The following is a 26,284-nucleotide window of genomic DNA, read 5'->3' on the forward strand; positions in this document are numbered from 1 at the left end:
CGTTGGGATCAGTGTTTGATACCTAACGAATCGGCCAACTGCTTCGCCAACTGGTTTTTATCATCCGCACCATACTCCCAGAACATAGCGCCTCCCAGCCCCTTGCTCTTGATGTAGTCAGCCTTAATCGCTACCGAGCGCGGGTTTTCATAGGAGAGGGCAAAGAGTGCTTTTCCATCTGCAGACTGCACCGATAGCCACGGCACTTTTGCTTCATCATCCCAGTGCTGGCTAAAGCGCTTCTGCGGATCGTTGATCAACTTCGCCACAATATCGTTGTACTTCACATAGGTATCTTTGCTCAGATCGACGCCCAATGATTTGAACAATTCAATTTGCGCAGGCTCGAAATAGGGCTGAGTGGCTGGATTTTTCTGCGCGTCAGGTTTGCTCCAGTCAATGCCAGGTTCAACGGCGCGCTTCGGAACGCGTCCATAAAAACCGATGCCCAGGTTCATCTGACTCGCTTTTAGCCCAGCGGCGAGATAGTTGTTGACGACAAAATCGGCGCTGTACTTATCCGCCGCGGCGACCGTTGGCCATTGCGTCGAACCGTACAGATTCGAGTTGAAATACTGAGTACCGTAGGCCATGTCATAGGTCATCAGATTGATGTAATCGAGCGATGGCGCAATGGCTTTCACATCCACCCAACTTTTCGGACTTTCCGCATTCGCACCCACGGCGATGGTTAGCAGTTTTTTATGACCCAACGCGGCACGCAGTTCCGTTAACAGCGCGGTGAAGTTCGCGCGGTCGGCTGGTTGGCTTTCAACCAGTCCCCATGCGCCGTTGACCGGATATTCCCAGTCGAGGTCGATGCCATCCAGGCCATATTTCGCAATTATCTCCTGAGCAGACTGAATAAACACCGCGCGCGATTCTTTCGTTGCTGCAGCGCCGGAGAATCCGCGTGCGCCCCAGCCGCCGACGGAAAGCAGAACTTTGAGGTTCGGATTCTGTTTACGTAGCTGTGGAATTTTCAGCAAATCATCCTGTACTTTCTGTGAAAGCCAAATTTGATGGAGCTTGCTGACATCTTTTAAGGCGTCATTGGCCTCGTCTTTTTCATTGTTATAGACAAGGCCAAATGAGTAGTTGAGATGGGTTATCTGACGAACATCCAGTTTATTGATATCGCCGCCAGGACCGGCAGTGACGTCGCCACCGCCATTGAAGTAGCCAACAGACATCAGCGCACTGGCGGAAACAACGCTCGCGCAGAGCAGGGGTAATGCTGCCAACAAAGGCAAAAGTTTCATCGGTGTTCCTCTTTGACATTTAAACAAGCAGACACGCCACGGAAATGGCGTGGCGAAAAAACAGCACTTGCAGGTTAACAGTTTCATAACAGGAAAAATGCGAAGGGGTTCACGCCATGCTGGCGAAGCGGCAAAGCAGTTTGGGTCGGTGTTATCGGTTGGGGCATACACCACCAAATGGGGATGCGAGTCCCTTTTTTGGCCTACAGATTTGCATGAATGCGCGAATCTGTAGGCCGGATGAGGCGTTTTAAAGTTAGCGCTGGGTTTCCAGCCAGTCATCAAGTGTATACAGCGTTGCGCCTGCCGCTGCCATGTCCATAAAGGCGTTTGCACTGTCCTGGGGTTGAATATTGACGCCACGGCAGCCGTCGGTAATAACGCTGACGGTATAACCCAAATCGAGCGCATCCAGAACGGTAAATTTGACGCAATAATCAGTTGCCAGCCCCATGATGAGGAGGTCAGTAATATGATGTTGCTGAAGCCACGCATTCAGCGTAGTAGCCTGACGGCGACCGTTATCAAAAAACGCACTGTAACTGTCGACCAGCGGATTTTCGCCCTTGGTAAAGGTTTGAGTTATCGCTCGCTGGTTCAGCAGAGGATGCAGGGCGGCCCCATCACTGTGTTGTACGCAATGATCGGGCCAGAAGGTTTGCGCCAGGCCATCGAGGTGTCCCTGGCTGTAGGTCGCGACCTGATGCTGGCTGGCAAAGCTGCCGTGATGAGCCGGGTGCCAGTCCATGCTGGCAACGACGGTGTCACCGCGTAGGACACACCAGTCAATCAGACGGTTGGCAATATCGATTGTGCTGTCGCCTTGCGGAACGGCAAGCGCGCCACCGGCACAAAAGTCATTTTGTAAATCGACCAATAGTAAGGCTCGGGCCATGGGCATAAACTCCTTTATTCGTCCGGGGTGAGCTCGCCGCGCAGATTTTGCGTCATTGCTTCACGAATGGTTTGCGTATCCAGTCCCTGACTCAGTAAATAGTGCAATTTGGTGAGTGTGGCTTCGACCGTCATATCCGCGCCGCCAATCACGCCAGCATGCGCCAGGGCATTCCCTGTCGCATAGCCACCCATGTTTACCTTGCCGGACATGCACTGGGTCAGGTTCACCACCACGATGCCACGCGAGCTCGCATCTTTAAGTTCTTGCAGAAACTCTTTATTTTGCGGCGCATTACCCACGCCGTAGGAACGCAAAATTAGCGCTTTTACCGGCTGGCGCAGGAAGTTACGCACCACGTCAGCGGAGATGCCGGGGTAAATGGTGACCACGCCGATCGGTTGCGGGGTAATGGGGTGAACAATCAGAGCGCCGGCGCCATGTGGCGCTGGCGGTGTCCCCAGGCGACGAATGTGGATCCCCGCTTCCAGCAGCGGCGCAAGGTTTGGTGAGGCAAAGGCGTCAAAACCATCGGCGTGCGCTTTAGTGGTACGATTGCCGCGAAACAGTCGATTGTTGAAAAACAGCGTCACTTCATTAATCGGGTAATTTGCCGCCACGTACAGCGCATTGAGCAGGTTGATTTGCCCGTCTGAGCGTAACTCGGCTAGCGGTATTTGTGACCCTGTCACAATTACGGGTTTGCCCAGATTTTCCAGCATAAAAGAGAGCGCCGAAGCCGTAAATGCCATGGTGTCGGTGCCGTGCAGAATAACAAAACCATCGTAATCGTCGTAGTGCGCTTTAATGTCTTCCGCAATATGCTGCCAGTCTTCCGGCGTCATATCGGAGGAATCCATCAGCGGGGCGTATTCATGGATGGTGAAGTCTGGCATCTCCGGACGGTGGAATTCAGGCATCAATGCCAGCTGGCGCTGCAGGTGACCGGAAACGGGAATATAACCCTGTTCTGAGCGCTGCATACCAATGGTACCGCCGGTATAGGCAACGTAAATTGATTTTTTCTGCATGACTTTTCTTCTGTCTCAAAGAAAACCCCTCTTCATCCCGAAGAGGGGTCAATAGTTAGCGAACGTTGGCGCAGGTCAGGCAAAACGCATAGCGGTTTTGCGGATCGTTGAATGCGGCCAGCTTATCGCTTTCGGCTTTTACTGCACTGGCCGCAGAGGCCAGCGGTGGTGGGAGCATGGCCTGAATGGCTTCTGGCAACATGGCGCGAACGGAGCCTGACATGCTGTCCATGACCATATCTACGAAGGTGGGTTCGTCCTGATAATACTCAATGTGCCATTGTTTCAGTTTTGCCAGTTCTGCAGCTTTCGCGACGGCATCATCGAAATCACCGAGGCTGTCTACCAGACCGTTGGCCTTCGCATCCTGCCCGGTCCAGACGTGGCCCTGCGCGATTTTGTCAATCTGCTCCGGTGTCGTCTTACGTGCATCCGCAACCAGCGTGATAAAGCGCTTGTAGCCGTTCTCAATGCTCAGTTGCATCATCTGCTGCACTTCCGGCGGTAACGCTTTGGTGATCGAGATATCCGCCAGTGGGGAGGTTGCTACGCCGTCAGTATGTACGCCGATAGAGTCCAGGCTGTTTTCAACGGTATTGATCACACCAAAGATGCCGATTGAACCGGTCAACGTGCTGGGGTTTGCCACAATGTAGCTGGCAGGCGTAGAGATCCAGTAACCCCCGGACGCCGCCATGCCGCCCATGGAGACAACAACCGGTTTACCCGCCGCTTTTGCCGCAGCCAGCTCAGAACGGATCACTTCCGAGGCGCTGACGCTGCCGCCTGGGCTATTCACGCGCAGGACAATGGCTTTCACTTTCGGATCAAGACGCGCTTCGCGGATTTGTGCGGCAGTGGTGTCGCCGCCCACATTCCCAGGGGTTTCTTCACCGTCCATAATCGCGCCATTGGCGAAGATAACGCCAATGCTGTCGCCGGTGTCAGCCGGGGTTTTCAGCGTGTAATCGTAGTAGCTGACAGAGCGGTAGTTTTTATCCGCTTTGCTCCAGCCAAACTGTTTGGTCAGCATTTTTTCAACTTCAGCGCTGGAGGCGAGTGCATCCACCAGTTTGTTGTCGAGGGCATATTTCGCGGTATCACCATCGACTTTCGTCAAACCGTCCAGCATGGCCTGCGCGCCTGGGAACACCTGTTGCGCAGGAATTTGGCGGTTGGCGGCGACCGTGTCGAGATAGTTCTGCCACAGTTCGCCGATCCAGCGGCTGTCGGCTTCACGCGCGGCAGGAGACATATCATCGCGGATAAATGGCTCTACGGCAGACTTATAGGTACCGACGCGGAACACGTGCGTGGAAACTTTCAGCTTGTCGAGCAGGGATTTGTAGTACAGGCCGTTGGTGGCAAAGCCGTGCAGATCAACGGAACCTTGCGGAGAGAGGTAAATTTTGTTGGCAAAACTGGCGAGATAATACTGCCCCTGGCTGAAGTTATCGCCCACGGCAAAGACCGGTTTACCGCTGTCGCGGAACTCGCGTAGCGCTTTGCCGATATACTGCATGGACGGCTGATCGGCTCCGGCAAAGTTTTTCAGATCCATCACGATGCCCGTGATGTTGCGGTCATCTTTCGCCTGGCGAATGGTATTCACGATATCAAACAGGGAGTTTTCCTGCAGACGATCGGAACTGGCGCCAAACAGCTGACGACCAATCACGCTTAAGCGACTGGTGCTCGAGGGCTTATCAACAATCACGCCTGAGATATCCAGCAGCAGTGCGCCTCGCTCAGCATGTTCACTGGTGTTGCTGCTACTGACCTGCATCCAGATGCCCACGCCAACCAGTACCAAAAAGATGAAGAACAGGTTAAGCACAAATTCACGGACAAAATTGAGTAATCGCCATGTCCATTTAAAAAATCCGGCAATAAATCGCCACAGGGTTCGCATGTATTCTCCCTACCGATTAACAACACGCCACCCGAAATTCCGGAGAAAGGCGTTAAGATGAGGCTATCGTAATGACCCGACAGGCACTTGTCAGCAGGAATCGCCGCCTGTGCTGTAACAAAATCCGCTCACGTGTTAATTTTGTGAACAAATTTCATTGTTGGAGTTAAGCAAATGGATGCACTCGAATTACTTATCACCCGTCGCAGCGCCTCTCGTCTTGTCGAGCCGGCCCCGGCCGGAGAGCAACTGCAAAATATTCTGCGCGCCGGTATGCGTGCGCCAGACCACAAATCGCTACAACCGTGGCAATTTTTTGTGATTGAAGGTGAAGGGCGCGAACGTTTTAGCGCCGTACTTGAGAAAGGCGCGATTGCCGCAGGTAGCGATGAAAAAGCTCAGGAAAAAGCGCGCAGCGCACCGTTTCGCGCGCCGTTGATTATTACCGTGGTGGCGAAATGTGAAGAAAGCGACAAGGTCCCGATGTGGGAACAAGAAATGTCTGCCGGTTGTGCCGTAATGGCCATGCAGATGGCGGCAGTTGCCCAGGGCTTTGGCGGTATCTGGCGCAGCGGCGCATTAACCGAAAGTACGGTCGTACGCGACGCGTTTGACTGTCGCCCACAGGATAAAATCGTCGGATTTCTCTATCTGGGCACACCGCAGCTCAAAGCCTCCACGACGATTAACCTTGCCGATCCGAGCGCATTCGTCCGTTATTTCTGATAACGACGGCAAAACTGTCTGGATTATGAGCAAAGAGACCCGAATTCAGACAGTCACTCTTACCACATCATGGAATGAGCGCTACCATATCCGCATTGCAATGACAGGAGATGTCCATGAGCGAGCAAGCTATTCGTTTAACGCAATACAGCCACGGAGCCGGTTGCGGTTGTAAAATTTCCCCCAAAGTACTGGAAACCATCCTGCACAGTGAGCAGGCGAAGTTTGTTGATCCGAACTTACTGGTGGGTAATGAAACCCGCGATGACGCGGCGGTATACGATCTGGGGAACGGCACCAGCGTAATCAGCACCACCGATTTCTTTATGCCGATTGTCGATAATCCGTTTGATTTTGGGCGTATTGCCGCCACTAACGCCATCAGCGATATTTTCGCCATGGGCGGCAAACCGATTATGGCAATTGCTATTCTTGGCTGGCCGCTTGATAAGCTGGCGCCGGAAATCGCCCGCGAAGTCACCGAAGGTGGGCGCTTTGCCTGTCGTCAGGCGGGTATCGCGCTGGCGGGTGGTCACTCTATTGATGCCCCTGAGCCTATCTTTGGTCTTGCGGTAACCGGCGTCGTGCCGACCGAACGTGTGAAGAAAAACAGTACCGCCGAGGCGGGATGCAAACTGTTCCTGACCAAGCCGCTGGGGATTGGCGTTCTGACGACAGCAGAGAAAAAATCGCTGCTGAAGGACGAACACAAAGGACTGGCGACGGAAGTGATGTGCCAGATGAACATTGCCGGCGCGGCATTCGCCGATATCGACGGCGTGAAAGCCATGACCGACGTTACCGGTTTTGGTCTGCTGGGGCATCTGAGTGAGATGTGTCAGGGTGCCGGCATTCAGGCGCAGATCGTCTACCAGGATATTCCTAAGCTTCCCGGTGTTGAAGAGTACATTGCACAGGGCGCAGTGCCGGGTGGCACCCAGCGTAACTTTGCCAGCTACGGACACCTGATGGGTGAAATGCCGCAGTCGGTACGCGATCTGCTCTGCGATCCGCAAACCTCCGGCGGTCTGCTGCTGGCGGTAACGCCGGAAGCTGAGGCTGAAGTGAAAGCGGCTGCGGCGCAGTTTGGCATCGAGCTCACCGCGATTGGTGAGTTAGTGGAAGCTCGTGGCGGTCGCGCCATGGTTGAGATCCGTTAACTCGATGCGGTTGTTTATTGCCGAAAAACCGAGTCTGGCGCGCGCTATTGCCGATGTGCTGCCGAAGCCGCATCGCAAAGGTGACGGCTTTATTGAATGCGGAAACGGACAAGTGGTGACCTGGTGTATTGGTCACTTGCTTGAGCAGGCGCAGCCAGACGCCTACGACAGTCGTTATGCTCGCTGGAGTCTGGTCGATCTGCCGATTGTCCCGGAAAAGTGGCAACTGCAGCCGCGTCCCTCGGTGACCAAACAGCTCAACGTCATTAAGCGCTTTTTGCATGAGGCCAGTGAAGTCATTCACGCCGGTGACCCCGATCGTGAGGGGCAACTGCTGGTGGATGAAGTGCTGGATTACCTACAACTGGCGCCTGAAAAGCGTCAGCAGGTGCAACGCTGCCTGATTAACGACCTCAACCCGCAGGCCGTGGAGCGGGCTATTGAGCGTCTGCGCGCCAACAGTGAATTTATTCCGCTGTGCGTCTCGGCGTTGGCGCGGGCGCGTGCCGACTGGCTGTACGGCATCAATATGACGCGCGCTTACACCATTCTTGGGCGTAATGCGGGCTATCAGGGCGTACTTTCGGTCGGGCGTGTACAGACGCCAGTGCTCGGCCTGGTGGTGCGTCGCGATGAAGAGATTGAAAACTTTGTCGCCAAAGACTTCTTTGAGGTAAAGGCGCATATCGTGACGCCAACTGATGAGCGTTTTACCGCTATCTGGCAGCCGAGCGAAGCGTGTGAGCCGTACCAGGATGAAGAAGGGCGCTTGCTGAATCGTACGCTGGCTGAACACGTGGTAAACCGCATTAACGGTCAGCCGGCGATAGTCACCAGCTATAACGATAAACGGGAATCAGAATCCGCGCCGCTGCCGTTTTCGCTATCGGCGTTGCAGATTGAAGCGGCGAAACGCTTTGGCTTAAGCGCACAAAACGTTCTGGATATCTGCCAGAAGCTGTATGAAACCCACAAATTGATTACCTATCCGCGTTCGGATAGCCGTTATCTCCCGGAAGAACACTTTGCCGGACGTCACGCGGTGTTGAACGCGATTAGCGTCCATGCGCCGGATCTGCTCCCGCAACCGGCGGTCAATCCCGATACGCGAAACCGCTGTTGGGACGATAAAAAAGTGGATGCGCACCATGCCATCATTCCTACCGCGCGCAGTTCATCCATCAACCTGAATGATAACGAAGCGAAAATCTACAACCTGATTGCCCGTCAGTATCTGATGCAATTTTGCGCGGATGCGGTATTCAGGAAGTGCGTTATTGAGCTGGACATCGCCAAAGGCAAGTTTGTCGCCAAAGCGCGTTTTCTGGCGGAAGCCGGATGGCGCACGCTGCTTGGCAACAAAGAGCGTGACGAAGATAACGACGGGACGCCGTTGCCGGTGGTGGCAAAAGATGACGAGCTGCTGTGCGAAAAAGGCGAAGTGGTTGAACGTCAGACCCAACCGCCACGACACTTTACCGATGCCACGCTGCTGTCAGCAATGACCGGGATTGCGCGTTTTGTGCAAGATAAAGATCTGAAAAAGATCCTGCGCGCAACGGATGGCCTGGGAACGGAAGCGACGCGCGCCGGGATTATCGAGCTGCTGTTTAAACGCGGATTTCTGGTGAAAAAAGGGCGTTATATCCATTCCACCGATGCCGGAAAAGCGCTGTTTCACTCACTGCCTGAAATGGCGACGCGTCCGGATATGACCGCGCACTGGGAATCTATCCTGACCCAAATCAGTGAAAAGCAGTGTCGTTATCAGGATTTCATGCAGCCGCTGGTGGGAACGCTATATCAGCTTATCGATCAGGCGCGCAGCACGCCGGTACGACGCTTCCGTGGCATTGCCGCTCCGGGCGGTAGTAGTGGTGAGAAGAAAAAGGGCGCGCCGCGTAAACGTACGGCGAAAAAAAGCCCGCCATCCGAAGAGGCAGGCGTGTAGTTTGTAGGCCTGATAAGCGTAGCGCCATCAGGCTTTGCCGGATAAGGCATGTGTGCCGCATCCGGCGTACGGGATGAATTAAATTACACCCTGGCCCAGCATCGCGTCGGCAACTTTCACAAAGCCCGCGATGTTGGCGCCGCGCACATAGTTGGTTTGTTTGCTTTCACCGCCGTACTCGACGCAGGCATGGTGAATATCCAGCATGATGTGGTGCAGACGCGCATCCACTTTCTCCGCTTTCCAGCCCAGACGCGCGGCATTCTGCGCCATTTCCAGACCTGATGTGGCGACACCACCCGCGTTAGCGGCTTTGCCTGGCGCAAAAAGTACGCCCGCTTCGAGGAACAGGTCGGTGGCTTCGATGGTCGTTGGCATGTTCGCGCCTTCAGCCACGGCCTTGACGCCGTTGGCGATAAGCATTTGCGCGGCTTCCACATCGAGTTCGTTCTGCGTGGCACACGGCAGGGCGATATCAACCGGAACAGACCAGGGTTGTTTACCTTCCAGATAAGTCAGACCAAACTCACGGGCGTAATCCGCCACGCGACCGTCGCGGCTGTCTTTAATCGCGCACAGACGCGCCAGTTTTTCTTTGGTAAATCCACTTTCATCAACCACGGTACCGCTGGAATCGGAGGCGGTAACCACCCGCGCACCAAACTCCATTGCCTTCTCAATCGCGAATTGTGCAACGTTACCGGAGCCAGAAACCGCTACGCGCATCCCTTCAAAGCCCAGACCATGGCGTTTGAGCATCGCTTCGGTGAAATACACCAGACCGTAGCCGGTTGCTTCCGGGCGAATCAGGCTGCCACCGAAAGAAAGGCCTTTTCCGGTGAAGACGCAGGCGCTGTTATTGGAGAGTTTTTTCATCATCCCGGCCATAAAGCCGACCTCACGACCGCCCACGCCGATATCACCCGCAGGAACGTCGGTATCGGGCCCTAAATGGCGGAACAGTTCCGTCATCAGCGCCTGACAAAAACGCATGATTTCGCCTTCGCTTTTCCCTTTCGGATCAAAGTCGCTGCCGCCTTTACCACCGCCCATAGGCAGCGTGGTGAGTGCGTTTTTAAAGGTCTGCTCGAAGCCGAGGAACTTCAGGATCGACAGGTTCACGGAAGGGTGGAAACGCATGCCGCCTTTGTACGGGCCAATCGCGGAGCTGAACTGTACGCGCCACGCACGGTTAACCTGTACCTGATTGCGATCGTCGAGCCAGACCACGCGGAACTGGATCACGCGCTCGGGTTCAACCAGACGCTCCAGCAAGGACATTTGACGATAGCGCGGGTTTTGCTCAAGAAACGGCCACAGTGTCGTCATTACCTCACGAACGGCTTGCGCGAACTCGGTCTGATTCGGGTCGCGCTTTTGTACATGGTTGAGAAACGACTCCAGAGAACATGTCTGATCCATAGATATAAGAACCTCTTATGTATTGATATGGTTATATTTTTGATATTTGTGTTAAGTGTTTTGCAGTTTTTGACTATACCATCAGCAGTGTGACGAGACGCAAGAAAAAATTAATCCCGCTAAGTAAATTAATATCGCGGCGTTGCTCATAACCAAAAACGATGATGGAGGAACTAAAGTTTCTGCCGGTTTATACCGTTATACTGAGCATAGATGTCAGTTAAAAAGGAAAGAATATGCGCCGTTTAATCATGGCAGGTGCGTTGGTGATGTTATCCAACGGGGTACTGGCAAATCAGCTTTATCGTCCGGATGTGCAAGTGAATGTGCCGCCGGAAGTGTTCAGCTCCAGCGGTCAGCGGGCGCAACCCTGTAGTCAGTGCTGCATTTATCAGGATCAAAACTATTCAGAAGGAGCGGTGGTGAAAGCCGATGGCGTGCTGCTACAGTGCCAGCGCGATGAGAAAACGATCAGCACAAATCCGCTGGTCTGGCGTCGCGTAAAAGAATAAATGCTTCCAGTAGTGGGATATCGGCAGGCGCCAGCGGATAACGCAGCGCCTCTTCGGGTGAGCACCAGACCAAATCCTGATGCTCATGGGCGTAAAGACAGCCCTGATAAGCCGGCACGTGCCAGGCATGCAGATGTATCAATCGGCCTGACACTTCACGTTGATGACTGGCGATATAATTCCCAACGATAGCCTCGATACCCAATTCCTCACGTAATTCACGGACCAGCGCCTGTGGTTGGTTCTCTCCAGGTTCAACCTTACCACCAGCAAATTCCCACATGCCTGATTGATCCGCATGCTGCGGACGTTGAGCCAGCAAAATTTTGCCATCACGTTCAATAATAGCGGCGACCACGTCGAGGGTTTTCATTATATTCATCAAGATCTAACGACAGAAAATGACATACTATCGTTATCTTTGTTTTATCTAAAGTATTCAGGAGCAACCGTTGAACGATCCTCAGTCGTGGGTAAAACCGTTAACGCGTATCCCTTCCAGTTTAAAACCGCTTGTTGCTACGCAGAAAAAGCATTATGGCGATGTGCTGCATCCCACGCGCTGGTGGGGTCGGATGCCATTTCTGTTCTGGCTGGTAGCGCTGTTTGTTGGCTTCCTGGAGCGTAAAAGGGCGCGTTTAACGCCGGTGATGCGTGCTCTGTTGATGACCCGCGTTTCTCAGGTGTGCCATTGCGCCTTTTGCGTGGATGCCAATAGCTTACGTCTGGCTGAACGCTGTGGCGCACTGGATAAAGTATTGCAGGTTGCCGCCTGGCAAGAATCGACGCTGTTCAGTGAGGAAGAACGTGTGGCACTGGCTTATGCGGATGCCGTTACCGCCACGCCGCCTCGGGTTGATGAGGCATTAAAGGCGCAAATGAAGCTGCATTTTACCGAGGACGCCATTACTGAAATGACCGCGTTGATTGCGTTTCAAAATCTCTCGGCGCGTTTTAATGCCGCTCTCGATATTCCTTCCCAGGGGTTGTGCGACAGCTTTAAAGGACGCCCGCATGCTTGACCGTCATCTTCATCCGCGATTGAAACCACTTTTGCATCGCTGCGTGGGCATTATTGATAAGCCTGCGATTACCCCGGACGGGCTTACGCTGGTCGGTTTTGCCATTGGCGTGTTGGCCTTGCCATTTCTGGCGTTAGGCTGGTATCTGGCGGCGCTGGCGGCCATTGTGATTAATCGACTGTTTGATGGACTGGACGGTGCGCTGGCGCGGCGCAGGGGGCTTACTGATGCCGGCGGGTTTCTCGATATCTCGCTCGACTTCCTTTTTTACGCCTTAGTACCGTTTGGTTTTATTCTGGCCGCACCGGAGCTGAATGCGCTGGCCGGGAGCTGGCTGTTGTTTGCCTTTATCGGAACGGGGAGCAGTTTTCTCGCCTTTGCCGCGCTGGCGGCGAAACATCAAATTGATAACCCGGGCTACGCGCATAAATCGTTTTATTATCTGGGGGGGCTGACCGAAGGTACCGAGACGATTTTGTTGTTTGTGTTGGGGTGTCTGTTTCCGGAATATTTTGTCGTGATGGCGTGGGTCTTTGGCGCGCTGTGCTGGATGACGACATTTACCCGGATCTGGAGCGGATACCTGACACTGAAAGTGGTTCAGCGTCAGGCGTAGCGTATTGCGTTGCCGGATTGCGCTTATCCGGCAATAATGACAGCCTTACTTACTGGATTCTGGACCCCGTTCACCGCTGGCGACCGGGTTTTTTGGATTGCTGCTCCACTCATACCAGCCGCCGTCGTAGACGGAGACGTTTTCCCAGCCCATTGCGCGGGCGTACATAAAGGTTTCTGAGGCGCGCCAGCCGGTACCGCAATAGAAAGAGACCTGCTGATTCGGCAGAATGTTCCATTGCTTCCACATGGCGGCGATGTCATCCGCGCTGCGCATCGTGCCATCCGGATTATGGAAATCTTCCATGTGGGTGGAGTCACTTCCTGCATGGCCCCAACGAGCGCCAGCGATTTCACCTTTTGGCTTAATGTAGCTATAGCCGCTGGTGGTACCGACAAATTCCGGCCATGAACGAATGCTCACTAAAGACGCATCCTGGCGATGCAGCAGGCCGCGAGCCTGTTCCATATCCAGCATCAGTTGCGGCTGGGCAGGAATGGTCACGCCGAAATCAGGTTCTGGTTTCACCGATGGCGCAGTGCCGCGTTCAACCGGTAAACCTGCGTCGGACCAGGTTTGCCAGCCACCGTCGAGCAGGCGAACATCTTTTACGCCTGCATACAACATAATTTGCGCCACGCGCGCGGCGGCATAGACATCGCGGCCATATAAAATCACCGTGGTGTCATGGCGGATGCCATGTTTCGCCAGCATCGCTTTGAGCTGCGCATCGGACACTTTGTTCCACAGCGGTTCGCTTTCCACTTCGTTGGTATCAATGTAGCCCGCACCAGGGATGTGGCTCAGCAGATACAACTTCGGCGCGCCCCAGGCGGCCTCAATCACTTTCCAGTCACCCGCCGGCTTAGCGGTTACGTTTTTACCCTGCTGCAGGTCGTGTAGCCACTGCGGGTACACCACCTGTTCGAAGTGCGGCAGACGTTGCAGGCGGGCAGGGTTCTGTAGCGCATCGCTAAGGGTCGAAATATGGTTAAAACCCACTTTTTGCAGGCGGGCTTTGACGGCTTTCACATCGCTGTCGTTGCCATACAGTGCCACTGGCGCATCGGTTTTTAACTGATGTGCCTGAACCCAGGCGGTAAGTTGTTCATCGTTCATCTTGTCGAGCCAGGCGGCAGACAGATTTAGTGCGGAGGGCTCGTGCCCGGAAGGGCCATTGAGCGACTGAGGCCAGCCGTTATAAAAAGCGCTCTGACGGGTATCGATTGCCGCACCTTGCTTTTGCTGTAACTGGTCGAGGGTGAGCGTCTGTGCTGTTTCAGCAGCCCAGGAAGAAGCGCAAGCGAGCCCTAAAGCCAGTGCCAGCGCGGTCATTTGAGAAACACGTTTCATCGAATAGCCCGACGTTGAAAAAAAGAGGACGACATTTTGTGCCGCCAGTTAAGTAAAATCCTTGCGTTAACGCAGCATAACGCCACATTCACGCCCAGGAATTCATTTGAACTACCCGGCCTGCCGGGGGGACGTCTTGCGTATCGTGGGTGACTTGCACCACAGGGATCCCCAACTTCCGCACTTCGGTGAAAACCCACTGGCGGAAGGTATCCCGCAGTGACGCATCCAGGCGACTGAAGGGTTCATCCAGCAGCAAAGCCTGCGGTTGTGCCAGCAAGGCGCGAAGCAGGGCGATGCGTGAGCGTTGCCCCCCGGACAGCGATGCCGGGTCGCGATGATAAAAGCCTGACAGGTCCGCGCGCTCAAGGGCATGTTCCACTTCATCGCGTCTCGCCGTGCCTTTCAGGTCAGCGGGAAGCGCCAGCGATAAATTTTGCCCAACACTGAAATGATCAAACAGCAGGGCATCCTGGAACAGAATACCAATCTGGCGCTGCGCGGTAGGTAATGTGTCAATGCGCCGTTCGTTGAGCCATAGTTGACCGGATGCACGAAATTGAGCGGAGAGCGCACCAATCATCCACGAAAAGAGTGAAGACTTGCCGCTTCCCGAAGGCCCCATAATAGTGACAATGTCACCTTTATTGACCTGAAGGTTGACGCCCGTCAGCAGGGGAGTTGAACCCTGGTACAGGGAAACATCTTGCACTATGAGCATTAGCGGAGTCCTTGTCGAAAGCGGCCAATCCAGGCGGAAAGCGAGGCTGCGAGTGCGAAAACAACCAACGGTAACAGCAATTGCCATAGCGCCTGTGCCGCCAGAATAGCGGTGCTGCCACCGCTGCTTAATGCTACGGCTTCGGTCGTGAGTGTGGGATAACGACCTGCGCCTAACCATAATGTTGGCATGTACTGGGCAATACTGACCGAAAATCCTACCGCGAAGGCAATCAGTGCCGGGCGCAGAATCAATGGGCATTTTATCTGCCAGAAGATACGGGGTTGTGTCCAACCCAGCGTTTGCGCAATCACAATAAGGCGCGAGTCAATACGCTGCCAGGCAGGTTTAAGCACAAACAGCATCCACGGTGTTACCCACAATAAATGCCCCCAGACCACCGTGATGAACAGGCCATCCTGTTCAGCCTTTAGCGCTAGTGTATATTGCCCGGTGACCAGCGGTAACGCAGGTAAAATAATGGGCAACCAGACCCAACGATGTCCGGTTTGCGGCCCCCATTCCAGCCATATCAATAGTGTGACCAGTGCAAGTGTACTGGCCAGAACCCCCATTTGCAGGCTGTTGAACAGCGCATCTCTGTTCAGCGATGAGTATTCCGCCATCAGGAGCAGAACAACTGCGCACACAACGCCGCTGATGGGCAGAAGTTGTATCAGCGATCGTCCGGCTGTACAGGATGAGAGCTGCAGGCGTACACCACTGATTGTCGGAATTGTGCGTCGCCAGCCGCGCCAGAGCAGATAGCCCACCAGCGCAAAAATGACCAGTAACAGCACCAGCAGCAAACTGGCGAGCGCGCCTTTTGTCTGCTGGTCGGCGTCGCCCTGGCTTAACCATTGCCAGCTCAACACAGCAAGTGTTGGCGGGTTGCCGGGGCCAAGGACGATCGCGACATCCACGACGGAGAGCGACCACGCGACAATCGCCAGCATAACTTTCCCTAGCGCTGGCGCGATAGAGGGCAGTACCAACCAGTTCAGACACTGTAACCGGCTGTAACCCAGAGAGTCCAGCACGATGACCTGTTGCGACAACTGCTTTTCACTCAATAAAGCGGAAAGGATCCAGAGCAAAAAAGCGCTTTCTTTCACCGCCAATGTGATGCCCAGACCCACACCGTAGTGGTCCAACAGTGGGCTGAGAAACGGCAATATACGGTAGAGCATGCCGCCCTCGGCGAAAAGTAACAGTGTGCTGGTGGCAAAAGCAACGTGCGGAACCGCCAGTAGCCAGGGGAGGCGAGTACAAAGCCGTGCCCATCTGGCGCCGGGCCAGAATGCAAGGACGGTCAGCAGGGCGATACTGAGCGCGCCAGTGGCTGCCAGCGTGACAGAAACCAACGTCGCCAGTAACGCTTGCAGAAGTTGGGGATCGGCAAACAGCGCCAGCCAGTGTGCAATGGAAAGCGCGGGTACAATTAGCGTAAAAGCCGCAGGGGCCAGCGGCAAATAGATTGCCGCCATGAAGGCCCAGAGCAGCAGAATTAATGCGTACCGTAACGGCGTAGCCATTCTTGTTCCAGTGCATTTACCCAGGCTGCGTGTGGCTCAGGCAGTACAGCGGGGAGTCCCTTCGGGATACGAGCCAGTAGCGCTTCCCGCTGTTCGACAGGTAATTTTTGTGGATCAAGCACCGAAGGATCTCCCCAGACGCTCGGGTCAGCTTTGCGCAGTTGCGCTTCAGGTGAGAGCAGGAAGTTTGCCACGACTTTCGCCCCGGCACTGGCACGCGCATTAGCGGGAAGGGTGACAAAATGCACATTGCCCAGCATGCCCTGAGAGAAGCCAAAACTATAGCTATTTTTTGGTAACTCGCCGCGGGCGATTTTTTGCTGTGCATGCGCGGGGTTAAAGGTTAACGATATCCGCAGCGTGCCGCTATTCAGCAGGGCGTCCATCCGGGCAGGCGTAGGGGGAAAGTCTTTCCCTTCGCGCCACAGTACGGGATGTAATGCATCAAGATACTGCCACAATGGGGCAGTCACCTCGGCGAACGTGGCTGTATCGGGAGCGTTTTTCAGTGCTTGTGGTTTAGCGGTGAGCGTAATCAGCAACTGTTCGAGAAAAGCGGTACCGGTAAAGTCGGGTGGGCGTGGATAGGTTACCGTGCCGGGATGCGCTCGCGCAAATTCCAGCAGTGCCTGCGCAGAGCGAGGGGGGTGTTCAGTGATATCCCGATTGGCGATAAAGGTTAACTGCGCGCCACCCCACGGAGATTCGGCGCCCTCTGTTGGAATGGCGAAGTCTTCAGTCACCGGTTGTTGGGTATCCACGTAGCGCCAGTTGGGCAAGATTTGCGCCCACTGCGTTTGCAGCAGGCCAGCGTCTTTCAGCGTGCGAAAATTCTCGCCATTGACCCACAGGAGATCAACCGAACCGCCAGCTTTACGCCCTGATGCCGCTTCGGTCTGGATGCGTTTTACCGCGTCGGCGGCATCCGCCAGACGGACAATTTTCAGGTTAATGGCGTAGTGTGTTTTCATCTCGGCGCTAACCCAGTCGAGATACTGATTAACGGCGTTATCGCCTCCCCAGGCGTTAAACCACACCGTCTGACCCCGGGCATCGTTTTTGATTTGCTGCCAGTTATCGCTCTGCGCAAAGGCCGCCAGCGGAGAGAGCAGCAAACCCAGGCACAATAAACAGTAACGCATAGTATCTCCAGTCGTTTATGGAGGCTTCAGGAATGCTTCCTGTGCCGCTCAAGATAAAGGCCTCTTGCCACTGAAATCACTACACTCAGGGCAAACAGAATAAACAACCCGGTCACGAACCAATATGTGCCGCCGGTCAGCAGGCTACCCGCCCATGAGTAAACGATAGTGGCAGGCAACTGGCCAATACCGGTGGCGATGAAAAAATGACGAAAGCGGATGGACGTCAGGCCGGCGGCGTAACTGACCGGATCGAATGGAACGAAAGGTAACAGGCGGCAGACCAGAATGGTGTGCTTGCCATAGCGCTCGAAAAAAGCGTCCATATTTTTCAGCACCGTTTTACCGGTTAATCTTTCCACCGCGCCGCGACCCAAAACGCGGGCAATAAAAAAGCAGAGTGCTGCACCCGCCATCGCACTGGTCCAGGAGAGAACTCCTCCCCAGAATGCGCCGAACAATGAGGCATTCGCAAAGGTGATCAGGAAGGCGGGAAGCGGGGCGATGATCGCCTGTAAGATCATCAGGAAGAATGATACGACCGCGGCCTGAGGCCCCCAGGAACGAATGAAATTTTCAAGAGCATGCTGATCAAGCGTGGTAAACGCAGCCAGGCTCTGCGTGAGAAAGTCTCTCACATCGGGCAGCCATGCCCATGCCATCAACGCGACTACCAACAGGGCAATGAACCCAGCCCGGCAACACTTTCTGAACTGCGTTTTATTCAGCGTTCTCATTTACCGGCAAGCTCTCGATCTGCAGAGGGGTCGACATGTTTATATCGGGCCCAGGCTTTTGCCGCCTGCACGAGGGCAAACAAGGCAATGCCTGCAATACTGAGTTTAACGATAAACGTCCAGGTGATGCCTTCGCTGGCGAGTTCGTGTGACATCAGCGTATAGATAAAGATACCTGGTAACGTGGTAATAGCTGAAATCAGAGTAAATGACCAGAACGGAATGGCAGTCAGTCCGTAAGCATAGTTTTGAATATTATAAGGAAACAGTGGAACGAGGCGGGTCAGGATCAGAAAGTCGATACCGCTATGGGCAATCCCTTTTTCGATCGCCTGAAATGTCGCCGTATGCCCGACGTGTTTCAGTAGTAATTCCCGCCCAAGCCAACGTGCCAGTAAAAATGACAATGCCGAGGAAACGGTTGCTGCCAGTAAAGAGATGAGCGTGCCAACCAGTGGGCCGAAAAGGATACCGCCGACAATCACCAGAATGCTGCCGGGTATCAGGCACAGCGCCGCAACGATAAATAGCAGAATATAAAGCGCGTAGCCGAACAGCCCGCTTTGGCGGATGACATCTTGCAAATGATGGAGATTGGTTATCAGGTCAGACAGACCAAAATAGTGGAAAACCCCAGCCAGGACGCAGAATAGCACTGCCACAATCAGCAGTCGGTATTCTGCCTTATGCGAACTTCTTTTGCATGGGGGCCTCCTGTAAATCCGTGGGCAATGATGCGTTTTCACCAGCGAAAAGTGCGCGCGAAGATATATTAAAATCCCGGTCGCAACAATGTATTACCGTCGCTTTATTGATTTTGCACAGAATATACTGACTCTCCAGGCGAGGCCCGGAGAGCGAAAAAAAGCAGATGATTAGACGCGGAATTTTGCCCACACTGGCGCGTGGTCGGACGGTTTTTCCATGCTACGGATCTCATAGTCGATACCCGTTTCTTCGCAGCGTTCCGCCAGCGGATTGGTTGCCAGCAGCAGATCAATACGCAGACCACGGTTATCGTCGAAGCCTTTCGAGCGGTAATCAAACCACGAGAACTGGTCGTTTTTATCAGGATGCGCGTGACGATAGGTGTCCACCAGCCCCCAACCTAACAGACGTTCCATCCACTCGCGCTCTTCTGGCAGGAAGGAGCATTTCCCGGTGCGCAGCCAGCGTTTGCGATTCTCTTCACCGATGCCGATATCCAGGTCGGTTGGGCTGATATTCATATCACCCATGATCAGCACCGGATTATCGCGTTTCAGCTCCGTCTCAAGATAGTTTTGTAAATTCTGATAGAACGCCGCTTTCGCCGGGAATTTGGTTTCATGGTCACGGCTTTCGCCCTGCGGGAAATAGCCGTTGATGACGGTGACGCTGCCCAACGGGGACGGAATTTCCGCCATGATGATACGACGCTGCGCCTCTTCGCCATCGTCAGGGAAGCCACGACGCACCGCAATCGGCGTTTCTTTCGTTAACAACGCGACGCCGTAATGACCTTTCTGGCCGTGATAAAAGACGTTATAACCGAGTTTAGCCACCTCTTCGAGAGGGAACATATCGTCGTGGACTTTTGTCTCCTGTAAGCCAATCACATCCGGTTGGTGTTTTTCGACAATGGCTGCCAGTTGATGAGGACGGGCACGCAGGCCGTTGATATTAAAAGAGACAAATTTCATAGTCGCTGCCACTTTGTAAGGTGAATAGTGCAAGGATGGTAGCAGAATTTCCACGAGCTGACTGCTTCTTGTCACCTGATTCCAACAATGATTGCTAATGGTGTTAACGATGGAGCAAAAACTGCACCGTTTTGGCGCGAAGCGCGTCGCTATGGGGCAATAATTTCCGATAAATTTCGTATACGATCACAATTCCAGAATTATATTTGGCGACTGAATAAAATTGCGGTTTTTCCTCTATTTAGTCATCTGATACGCAAACATATTCACTTTATATGCGCATATAGTGAATATTGCTGTGTTGTAACTTGTTGATATTCCGTTCTCTGACCCCGTTTATGCACTTTTTTCGCTGGCTGGCACGAACCCTGCAATCTACATTTACACCGCAAACACTATATTTATTAACATATAAATAACCTTTTATTTACCGTTGAGGTCGCTATGTCTCTGTCAGTTACGCGTGATAATTTTGATGAATGGATGATGCCTGTCTATGCCCCGGCGCCTTTTATTCCGGTGCGTGGTGAAGGTTCACGTCTGTGGGATCAACAGGGTAAAGAGTATATCGATTTCGCGGGAGGCATTGCGGTAAACGCACTGGGGCATGCACATCCGGCATTGCGTGAGGCATTAAACGATCAGGCCAGCAAATTCTGGCATACCGGTAACGGTTACACCAACGAACCGGTATTGCGTCTGGCGAAGAAGCTTATCGACGCGACGTTTGCCGAGCGGGTCTTCTTCTGCAACTCCGGCGCAGAGGCCAACGAAGCCGCGCTAAAGCTGGCGCGTAAATTTGCCCACGATCGGTTTGGCAGCCAGAAAAGTGGCATTGTGGCATTTAAAAATGCTTTCCACGGTCGCACGCTGTTTACCGTCAGTGCCGGGGGGCAGCCCGCCTATTCACAGGATTTTGCACCACTACCGCCGGATATTCGCCACGCGGTGTATAACGATCTCGATTCTGCCAGTCAACTGATTGATGACACCACCTGTGCGGTCATCGTCGAGCCTGTACAGGGCGAAGGCGGCGTGGTGCCTGCAACCACCGCGTTTTTACAGGGGCTGCGTGAATTATGCGATCGTCATAATGCACTTCTGATTTTTGATGAGGTTCAGACCGGAGTTGGCCGTACTGGCGAGCTGTATGCCTATATGCATTACGGCGTTACGCCGGACCTGCTGACTACCGCAAAGGCGCTGGGCGGCGGTTTCCCTATCGGCGCACTGCTGGCGACAGAGCATTGCGCCAGTGTGATGACGGTGGGTACGCACGGCACAACGTACGGCGGAAATCCATTAGCCACTGCTGTGGCGGGAAAGCTGCTGGAAATTGTTAACACGCCGGAAGTGCTTAACGGAGTGAAGCAGCGACACGACTGGTTTGTGGAACGTATTAACGCCATTAACGAACGTTTTGGCCTGTTTAGCGAGATTCGAGGGCTGGGACTGCTGATCGGCTGCGTGCTGAATGCGGAATTTGCCGGGAAAGCGAAACTCATCTCGCAAGAAGCGGCCATCGCCGGGGTGATGGTACTGATTGCCGGTGCGAATGTGGTGCGTTTCGCGCCAGCGCTAAACGTCAGCCAGGAAGAGGTGGCAACCGGGCTGGATCGTTTTGCGCTGGCCTGCGAACGCATTAAAGCAGGAGGTTCATCATGATGGTGATCCGTCCCATTGAACACGCGGATATCACCGCGTTAATGCAGCTTGCCGGTAAGACTGGCGGTGGGTTGACGTCATTACCCGTAAATGAAGCCACGTTGGCGGCGCGTATTGATCGTTCGTTGAAAACCTGGCGAGGCGAGTTGCCTAAAAGCGAGCAGGGCTACGTTTTTGTCTTGGAAGACAGCGCCACCGGAACCGTGGCGGGGATTTGTGCTATTGAAGTGGCGGTAGGGCTTAACGATCCCTGGTATAACTACCGTGTTGGTACGCTGGTTCATGCTTCGAAAGAGTTGAATGTCTATAACGCATTGCCAACGCTGTTTCTCAGTAACGATCACACTGGAAGCAGTGAGCTTTGCACTCTGTTTCTCGATCCGGACTGGCGTAAAGAAGGTAACGGTTACTTGCTGTCGAAGTCGCGTTTTATGTTTATGGCGGCGTTTCGTGACCGTTTTAACGAAAAAGTCGTTGCAGAGATGCGGGGTGTCATTGATGAACACGGTTATTCACCATTCTGGCAAAGCCTTGGCAAGCGCTTTTTCTCAATGGAATTCAGCCGCGCAGATTTTCTCTGTGGCACCGGACAAAAAGCCTTTATTGCTGAGCTGATGCCTAAACACCCTATTTACACTCACTTCCTGTCGGAAGAGGCACAAAGCGTGATTGGCGAAGTGCATCCGCAAACAGCGCCAGCCCGAGCGGTGCTGGAGAAAGAAGGATTTCGCTACCGCAACTATATCGATATTTTCGACGGCGGGCCGACGCTGGAATGCGATATCGACCGGGTACGTGCTATCCGCAAAAGTCGACTGGTGGAAGTGGCTGAAGGTCAGCCTGCGTCGGGCGAATATCCTGCCTGCCTGGTTGCTAATGAAAATTACCAAAACTTCCGCGTCATGTTAGTGCGTGCCGACCCGAATACCCAACGACTGGTGCTGACGGCAGCGCAACTGGACGCCCTGAAATGCCACGCGGGTGACCATGTACGTTTTGTGCGTCTTTGTGCAGAGGAGAAAGCAGCATGACATTATGGATAAACGGTGACTGGGTGACCGGGCTGGGCGCACGTCGGGTGAAAACGAACCCGGTGAGCGGGGACGTGCTGTGGCAAGGCAATGATGCCGATGCGACTCAGGTCGCACTGGCATGCAAGGCGGCGCGGACAGCCTTTCCGGGCTGGGCGAAACAGGCTTTTGCCGCCCGCCTGGACATTGTCGAGAAATTCGCGACGCTGCTGGAGAGTAATAAAGCAGAACTGACGGCGATCATTGCACGGGAAACCGGCAAGCCGCGCTGGGAAGCTGCAACCGAGCTGACGGCGATGATCAATAAAATTGCCATCTCAGTGAAGGCGTATCACATCCGTACCGGGGAACAGCATAACGCGCTGCCAGATGGCGCTGCGACGTTACGTCATCGCCCACACGGTGTTCTGGCCGTGTTTGGCCCGTATAACTTCCCCGGTCATTTACCTAATGGTCATATCGTTCCGGCGCTGTTGGCTGGCAATACGCTGATTTTCAAGCCCAGCGAGCTGACGCCGTGGACCGGTGAGGCGGTTACCAAACTGTGGGAACAGGCGGGATTACCGCCGGGCGTATTGAACCTGGTACAGGGTGGGCGCGAAACAGGACAGGCATTGAGTGCGCTGGAGGATCTTGATGGCCTGCTGTTTACCGGTAGCGCAAATACGGGTTATCAGTTACATCGTCAGCTATCTGGCCAGCCGGAAAAGATCCTCGCGCTGGAGATGGGAGGGAACAACCCGCTGATTATCGAGAACCCCGAAGATATTGATGCGGCGGTACATCTGACTATTCAGTCAGCGTTTGTTACAGCCGGGCAACGGTGTACCTGTGCCCGTCGTCTGCTGGTTAAAAAAGGGGCGCAGGGCGATGCGTTTCTGGCGCGGCTGGTGGATGTCAGCCAGCGTTTAATGCCCGGCAACTGGGATGCACAACCGCAGCCGTTTATTGGCGGGCTTATTTCTGAACAGGCCGCGCAACATGTTTGTGACGCCTGGCAACGCCTTGAAGCGCAGGGAGGACGAACCCTGCTGGCACCACGCCAGGTACAAGCGGGGACTTCACTGTTGACCCCTGGCATTATTGAGCTAACCGGCGTGGCGAATGTCGCGGATGAAGAGGTCTTCGGCCCGCTGCTCGGTGTCTGGCGTTATGACAGCTTTGATGATGCGATTCGCATGGCCAACAATACCCGCTTTGGTTTGTCGTGCGGACTGGTTTCACCGGATCGCAATCAGTTTGACCAATTGCTACTGGAAGCTCGTGCGGGCATCGTCAACTGGAATAAGCCGCTAACCGGCGCGGCAAGCACTGCGCCGTTTGGTGGGATTGGTGCCTCAGGCAACCATCGCGCCAGTGCGTGGTATGCCGCAGATTATTGCGCCTGGCCGATGGCGAGCCTGGAATCTCCGACCCTGACGCTGCCGACAGCGCTTAGCCCAGGACTCGATTTTTCATGCGAGGATAAGCCATGAAAGCGCGCGAAGTAAATTTCGACGGTCTGGTGGGACTGACACACCATTATGCGGGGTTGTCATTTGGCAATGAGGCCTCAACCCGACACCGTTTTCAGGTCTCGAATCCCCGTCTGGCGGCGAAACAGGGCTTATTGAAGATGAAGGCGTTGGCCGATGCCGGATTCCCGCAGGCGGTGATCCCACCTCACGAGCGCCCCTATATTCCCGTGCTGCGCCAGTTGGGATTTAGCGGCAGTGACGAACAGGTACTGGAAAAGGTGGCACGTCAGGCACCTCACTGGCTTTCCAGTGCCAGTTCCGCTTCGCCGATGTGGGTGGCGAATGCGGCAACGGTCTGTCCTTCGGCAGATTCGCTGGACGGGAAAGTGCATCTGGCGGTAGCGAATCTGAATAACAAGTTTCACCGTTCGCTGGAGGCTCCGACCACAGAAGCGTTGCTAAGCGCGATTTTCCGTGATGAGAGCCGCTTTACGGTTCATAGTGCATTGCCACAGGTTGCGTTACTGGGTGATGAAGGCGCGGCAAACCATAACCGTCTCGGTGGTGATTATGGTGATCCCGGCGTACAGGTGTTTGTCTATGGTCGTGAAGAGGGCAACGGCGCGCATCCGAAGCGTTATCCGGCGAGGCAATCACGTGAGGCCAGCGAGGCTGTTGCGCGCCTGAATCAGGTGAACCCTCATCAGATTATCTTTGCTCAACAAAACCCGGATGTTATCGATCTTGGTGTGTTTCATAACGATGTTATTGCGGTATCAAATCGTCAGGTGCTGTTTTGTCATGAATTGGCGTTTGCCAACCAGCAGGCTTTGTTACAGCAGTTGCATAGCCAGGTGGCGGGATTTACGGCGCTGGAAGTTCCCCTGGCGGAAGTATCAGTGCAGGATGCCGTGGCAACATATCTGTTTAACAGCCAGCTACTCAGTCGTGATGACGGTTCAATGATGTTGGTCTTGCCGCAGGAATGCCGGGAGCATGCAGGGGTATGGCATTATTTAAACCGTCTGCTTGAAGATGACAACCCGATTGACGATCTACGGGTATTCGATCTGCGCGAAAGCATGTCCAACGGTGGTGGCCCGGCGTGTCTGCGCCTTCGGGTCGTGTTAACCCCACAGGAGCAACAGGCGGTGAACCCGGCGGTTCTCATGAACGATGCGCTGTTTAACACGCTGAATAACTGGGTTGATCGTTACTATCGCGATCGCCTTACCGCCGCCGATCTTGCCGACCCGCAGTTGCTGCGCGAAGGGCGTGAAGCATTGGATACGTTGACACAATTACTCAACCTCGGTTCGGTGTATCCCTTCCAGCAGGAGCGTGCACGCCATGGATAATTTCCTTGCGCTGACGCTTGCGGGGGATTCGCCAGATGCCACCCGGGGGAAAGCTCATGGTTTTGACTGGCAATGGATTGGGCATGGCATGCTGGAGCTGACGCCGGTTGTTCCGGTTGAGCGTTCGCTGGTTTTGTCTGCAGGCATTCATGGTAATGAAACCGCACCAGTAGAAATACTGGATACATTGTTGTCCGGATTGTTTAGCGGCACGCTGCCGCTGACATGGCGGCTATTGCTGATCCTGGGCAATCCGCAGGCGTTAGCTGCGGGCAAACGCTATTGTCATAGCGATCTGAACCGTATGTTTGGTGGTCGCTGGCAGCTCTTCGATGAGAGCGGTGAAACACGGCGTGCCCGCGAGCTTGAGCTGAGTCTGGAAGATTTTTACGCGCGGGCAAAGGCACCTGTTCGCTGGCATCTCGATCTCCACACGGCTATTCGCGGGTCACGTCATTTGCGTTTTGGCGTGCTACCGCAGCGTGATGTGGCATGGGATGAGGCGTTTCTTCACTGGTTGGGGGATGCGGGGCTGGAGGCTCTGGTTTTCCACCAGGCGCCAGGCGGAACGTTTACCCATTTTAGTGGGGAGCATTTTGGTGCGTTGGCCTGCACGCTGGAGCTGGGCAAGGCGCTGCCGTTTGGGCAAAACAACCTGTCACAGTTTGCTCACACTGCGCAGGCGCTGGCAATGTTGTTGACAGGCAGACCCGTAGCGGCAGTTGAAACACCGCCGCTACGCTATCGCGTGGTGGCGCAAATTACACGGCGCAGCGACGATTTCATTCTCTACATGGACAACCAGACGCTGAACTTTACCGCATTTAAAGAGGGAACCGTGCTGGCTCAGGATGGTGATGAACGTTTTATCGTCACCCATAACGTTGAATATGTTCTCTTTCCTAATCCAAATGTGGCCTGTGGTTTACGCGCGGGACTGATGCTGGAAAGGTTGTAAAAGATATATCCGCCCTTGGGTTAATCTCTAAGGGCTTATTTTTGCGTGCTGTTTGTATTTATTACGGATTATTCCTGGTAAGCTGCTTTCTTAATAACCAGAGTTCAGGTATAGTTCTTCATAATCCTTTCAAAAT

Annotated in this window: 24 protein-coding genes; 11 read left to right on the plus strand and 13 right to left on the minus strand. The window is 54.2% G+C overall.

Annotation, left to right across the window (positions count from 1 at the left end):
• Window positions 1–8: 8 nt before the first annotated feature.
• The 4 genes from chiD to sppA all read right to left on the minus strand — a co-directional run bounded on the left by chiD (window position 9) and on the right by sppA (window position 5,100).
• On the minus strand, window positions 9–1,262 hold the full coding sequence (gene chiD, locus OGX91_RS02910) for a chitinase ChiD (protein WP_155020965.1): 1,254 nt from the start codon (window positions 1,260–1,262) through the stop codon (window positions 9–11).
• A gap of 256 nt (window positions 1,263–1,518) precedes the next feature.
• On the minus strand, window positions 1,519–2,157 hold the full coding sequence (pncA, locus tag OGX91_RS02915) for a bifunctional nicotinamidase/pyrazinamidase (protein ID WP_005121121.1): 639 nt from the start codon (window positions 2,155–2,157) through the stop codon (window positions 1,519–1,521).
• A 14-nt stretch (window positions 2,158–2,171) separates the two neighbouring features.
• Window positions 2,172–3,188 carry an asparaginase gene (ansA, locus tag OGX91_RS02920; RefSeq protein ID WP_005121120.1) on the minus strand — a complete coding sequence of 339 codons (1,017 nt, stop codon included), beginning with the start codon at window positions 3,186–3,188 and terminating at the stop codon, window positions 2,172–2,174.
• A 55-nt stretch (window positions 3,189–3,243) separates the two neighbouring features.
• Window positions 3,244–5,100, minus strand: coding sequence for a signal peptide peptidase SppA (gene sppA, locus OGX91_RS02925; RefSeq protein WP_040233657.1), 1,857 nt, complete (start codon window positions 5,098–5,100; stop codon window positions 3,244–3,246).
• Window positions 5,101–5,274: 174 nt separating this feature from the next.
• Between sppA and OGX91_RS02930 the strand changes: the two genes are divergently transcribed.
• From OGX91_RS02930 to OGX91_RS02940, 3 genes are all read left to right on the plus strand, one after another.
• Window positions 5,275–5,826, plus strand: a complete 552-nt coding sequence (locus OGX91_RS02930; protein ID WP_005121118.1) for an NAD(P)H nitroreductase — start codon at window positions 5,275–5,277, stop codon at window positions 5,824–5,826.
• 116 nt (window positions 5,827–5,942) lie between these two features.
• Window positions 5,943–6,986, plus strand: coding sequence for a selenide, water dikinase SelD (selD, locus tag OGX91_RS02935; protein ID WP_005121117.1), 1,044 nt, complete (start codon window positions 5,943–5,945; stop codon window positions 6,984–6,986).
• Window positions 6,987–6,990: 4 nt separating this feature from the next.
• The gene (locus OGX91_RS02940) at window positions 6,991–8,937 is read left to right on the plus strand and encodes a DNA topoisomerase III (protein ID WP_149691728.1); all 1,947 of its coding nucleotides are present in this window, start codon (window positions 6,991–6,993) and stop codon (window positions 8,935–8,937) included.
• 78 nt (window positions 8,938–9,015) lie between these two features.
• Here OGX91_RS02940 and gdhA read toward each other — a convergent pair whose 3' ends face one another.
• Window positions 9,016–10,359, minus strand: coding sequence for an NADP-specific glutamate dehydrogenase (gdhA, locus tag OGX91_RS02945; protein WP_040233659.1), 1,344 nt, complete (start codon window positions 10,357–10,359; stop codon window positions 9,016–9,018).
• 236 nt (window positions 10,360–10,595) lie between these two features.
• Between gdhA and OGX91_RS02950 the strand changes: the two genes are divergently transcribed.
• Complete coding sequence (locus OGX91_RS02950; protein WP_005120823.1) at window positions 10,596–10,871, plus strand: YnjH family protein; 276 nt, start codon at window positions 10,596–10,598, stop codon at window positions 10,869–10,871.
• Here OGX91_RS02950 and OGX91_RS02955 read toward each other — a convergent pair.
• Window positions 10,831–11,244 (minus strand): pyrimidine (deoxy)nucleoside triphosphate diphosphatase, encoded by a 414-nt coding sequence (locus OGX91_RS02955; protein WP_005120822.1) that lies wholly within the window; start codon window positions 11,242–11,244, stop codon window positions 10,831–10,833. The genes OGX91_RS02950 and OGX91_RS02955 overlap by 41 nt on opposite strands.
• Window positions 11,245–11,323: 79 nt before the next feature.
• On the opposite strand from OGX91_RS02955, the gene OGX91_RS02960 reads away from it, so the two are divergent.
• Window positions 11,324–11,893 (plus strand): carboxymuconolactone decarboxylase family protein, encoded by a 570-nt coding sequence (locus tag OGX91_RS02960; protein ID WP_005120821.1) that lies wholly within the window; start codon window positions 11,324–11,326, stop codon window positions 11,891–11,893.
• Window positions 11,886–12,509, plus strand: a complete 624-nt coding sequence (locus OGX91_RS02965) for a CDP-alcohol phosphatidyltransferase family protein (protein ID WP_286625397.1) — start codon at window positions 11,886–11,888, stop codon at window positions 12,507–12,509. Before OGX91_RS02960 ends, OGX91_RS02965 begins: the two co-directional genes overlap by 8 nt.
• Before the next feature lie 45 nt (window positions 12,510–12,554).
• Here the strand turns inward: OGX91_RS02965 and OGX91_RS02970 are convergent, their stop codons facing one another.
• The 7 genes from OGX91_RS02970 to xthA all read right to left on the minus strand — a co-directional run bounded on the left by OGX91_RS02970 (window position 12,555) and on the right by xthA (window position 19,679).
• A complete protein-coding gene (locus OGX91_RS02970; protein ID WP_199947578.1) occupies window positions 12,555–13,862 on the minus strand; it encodes a sulfurtransferase in 1,308 nt (435 codons plus the stop codon).
• Between the two features lie 88 nt (window positions 13,863–13,950).
• Window positions 13,951–14,583, minus strand: a complete 633-nt coding sequence (locus tag OGX91_RS02975) for an ATP-binding cassette domain-containing protein (RefSeq protein ID WP_040233668.1) — start codon at window positions 14,581–14,583, stop codon at window positions 13,951–13,953.
• Window positions 14,583–16,118: an ABC transporter permease family protein gene (locus tag OGX91_RS02980; RefSeq protein ID WP_199947579.1), complete on the minus strand. Its 1,536-nt coding sequence runs from the start codon at window positions 16,116–16,118 to the stop codon at window positions 14,583–14,585. The genes OGX91_RS02975 and OGX91_RS02980 overlap by 1 nt, the downstream gene beginning before the upstream one ends.
• Entirely contained in the window at window positions 16,091–17,260 is a 1,170-nt protein-coding gene (locus tag OGX91_RS02985) for an ABC transporter substrate-binding protein (RefSeq protein WP_149691630.1), read from the minus strand. The genes OGX91_RS02980 and OGX91_RS02985 overlap by 28 nt, the downstream gene beginning before the upstream one ends.
• 26 nt (window positions 17,261–17,286) lie before the next feature.
• On the minus strand, window positions 17,287–17,997 hold the full coding sequence (locus OGX91_RS02990; protein WP_040233671.1) for a TVP38/TMEM64 family protein: 711 nt from the start codon (window positions 17,995–17,997) through the stop codon (window positions 17,287–17,289).
• Window positions 17,994–18,653, minus strand: coding sequence for a TVP38/TMEM64 family protein (locus tag OGX91_RS02995; protein WP_005120812.1), 660 nt, complete (start codon window positions 18,651–18,653; stop codon window positions 17,994–17,996). Before OGX91_RS02995 ends, OGX91_RS02990 begins: the two co-directional genes overlap by 4 nt.
• A 219-nt stretch (window positions 18,654–18,872) precedes the next feature.
• Window positions 18,873–19,679 carry an exodeoxyribonuclease III gene (xthA, locus tag OGX91_RS03000; RefSeq protein WP_005120811.1) on the minus strand — a complete coding sequence of 269 codons (807 nt, stop codon included), beginning with the start codon at window positions 19,677–19,679 and terminating at the stop codon, window positions 18,873–18,875.
• Between the two features lie 444 nt (window positions 19,680–20,123).
• Here xthA and astC point away from each other — a divergent pair, with 444 nt between their 5' ends.
• The 5 genes from astC to astE are packed head-to-tail and all read left to right on the plus strand — an operon-like array spanning window position 20,124 to window position 26,148.
• Window positions 20,124–21,344 (plus strand): succinylornithine/acetylornithine transaminase, encoded by a 1,221-nt coding sequence (gene astC, locus OGX91_RS03005; RefSeq protein ID WP_005120810.1) that lies wholly within the window; start codon window positions 20,124–20,126, stop codon window positions 21,342–21,344.
• Window positions 21,341–22,375, plus strand: a complete 1,035-nt coding sequence (astA, locus tag OGX91_RS03010) for an arginine N-succinyltransferase (RefSeq protein WP_286625401.1) — start codon at window positions 21,341–21,343, stop codon at window positions 22,373–22,375. The genes astC and astA overlap by 4 nt, the downstream gene beginning before the upstream one ends.
• Window positions 22,372–23,850: a succinylglutamate-semialdehyde dehydrogenase gene (astD, locus tag OGX91_RS03015; RefSeq protein WP_286625403.1), complete on the plus strand. Its 1,479-nt coding sequence runs from the start codon at window positions 22,372–22,374 to the stop codon at window positions 23,848–23,850. Before astA ends, astD begins: the two co-directional genes overlap by 4 nt.
• A complete protein-coding gene (gene astB / locus OGX91_RS03020; protein WP_005120807.1) occupies window positions 23,847–25,190 on the plus strand; it encodes an N-succinylarginine dihydrolase in 1,344 nt (447 codons plus the stop codon). The genes astD and astB overlap by 4 nt, the downstream gene beginning before the upstream one ends.
• Window positions 25,183–26,148, plus strand: a complete 966-nt coding sequence (astE, locus tag OGX91_RS03025) for a succinylglutamate desuccinylase (RefSeq protein WP_005120806.1) — start codon at window positions 25,183–25,185, stop codon at window positions 26,146–26,148. The genes astB and astE overlap by 8 nt, the downstream gene beginning before the upstream one ends.
• Window positions 26,149–26,284: the final 136 nt, after the last annotated feature.

The sequence above is a fragment of the Citrobacter sp. Cpa228 genome (assembly GCF_030333085.1).
Taxonomy (GTDB): Bacteria; Pseudomonadota; Gammaproteobacteria; order Enterobacterales; family Enterobacteriaceae; genus Citrobacter; species Citrobacter pasteurii.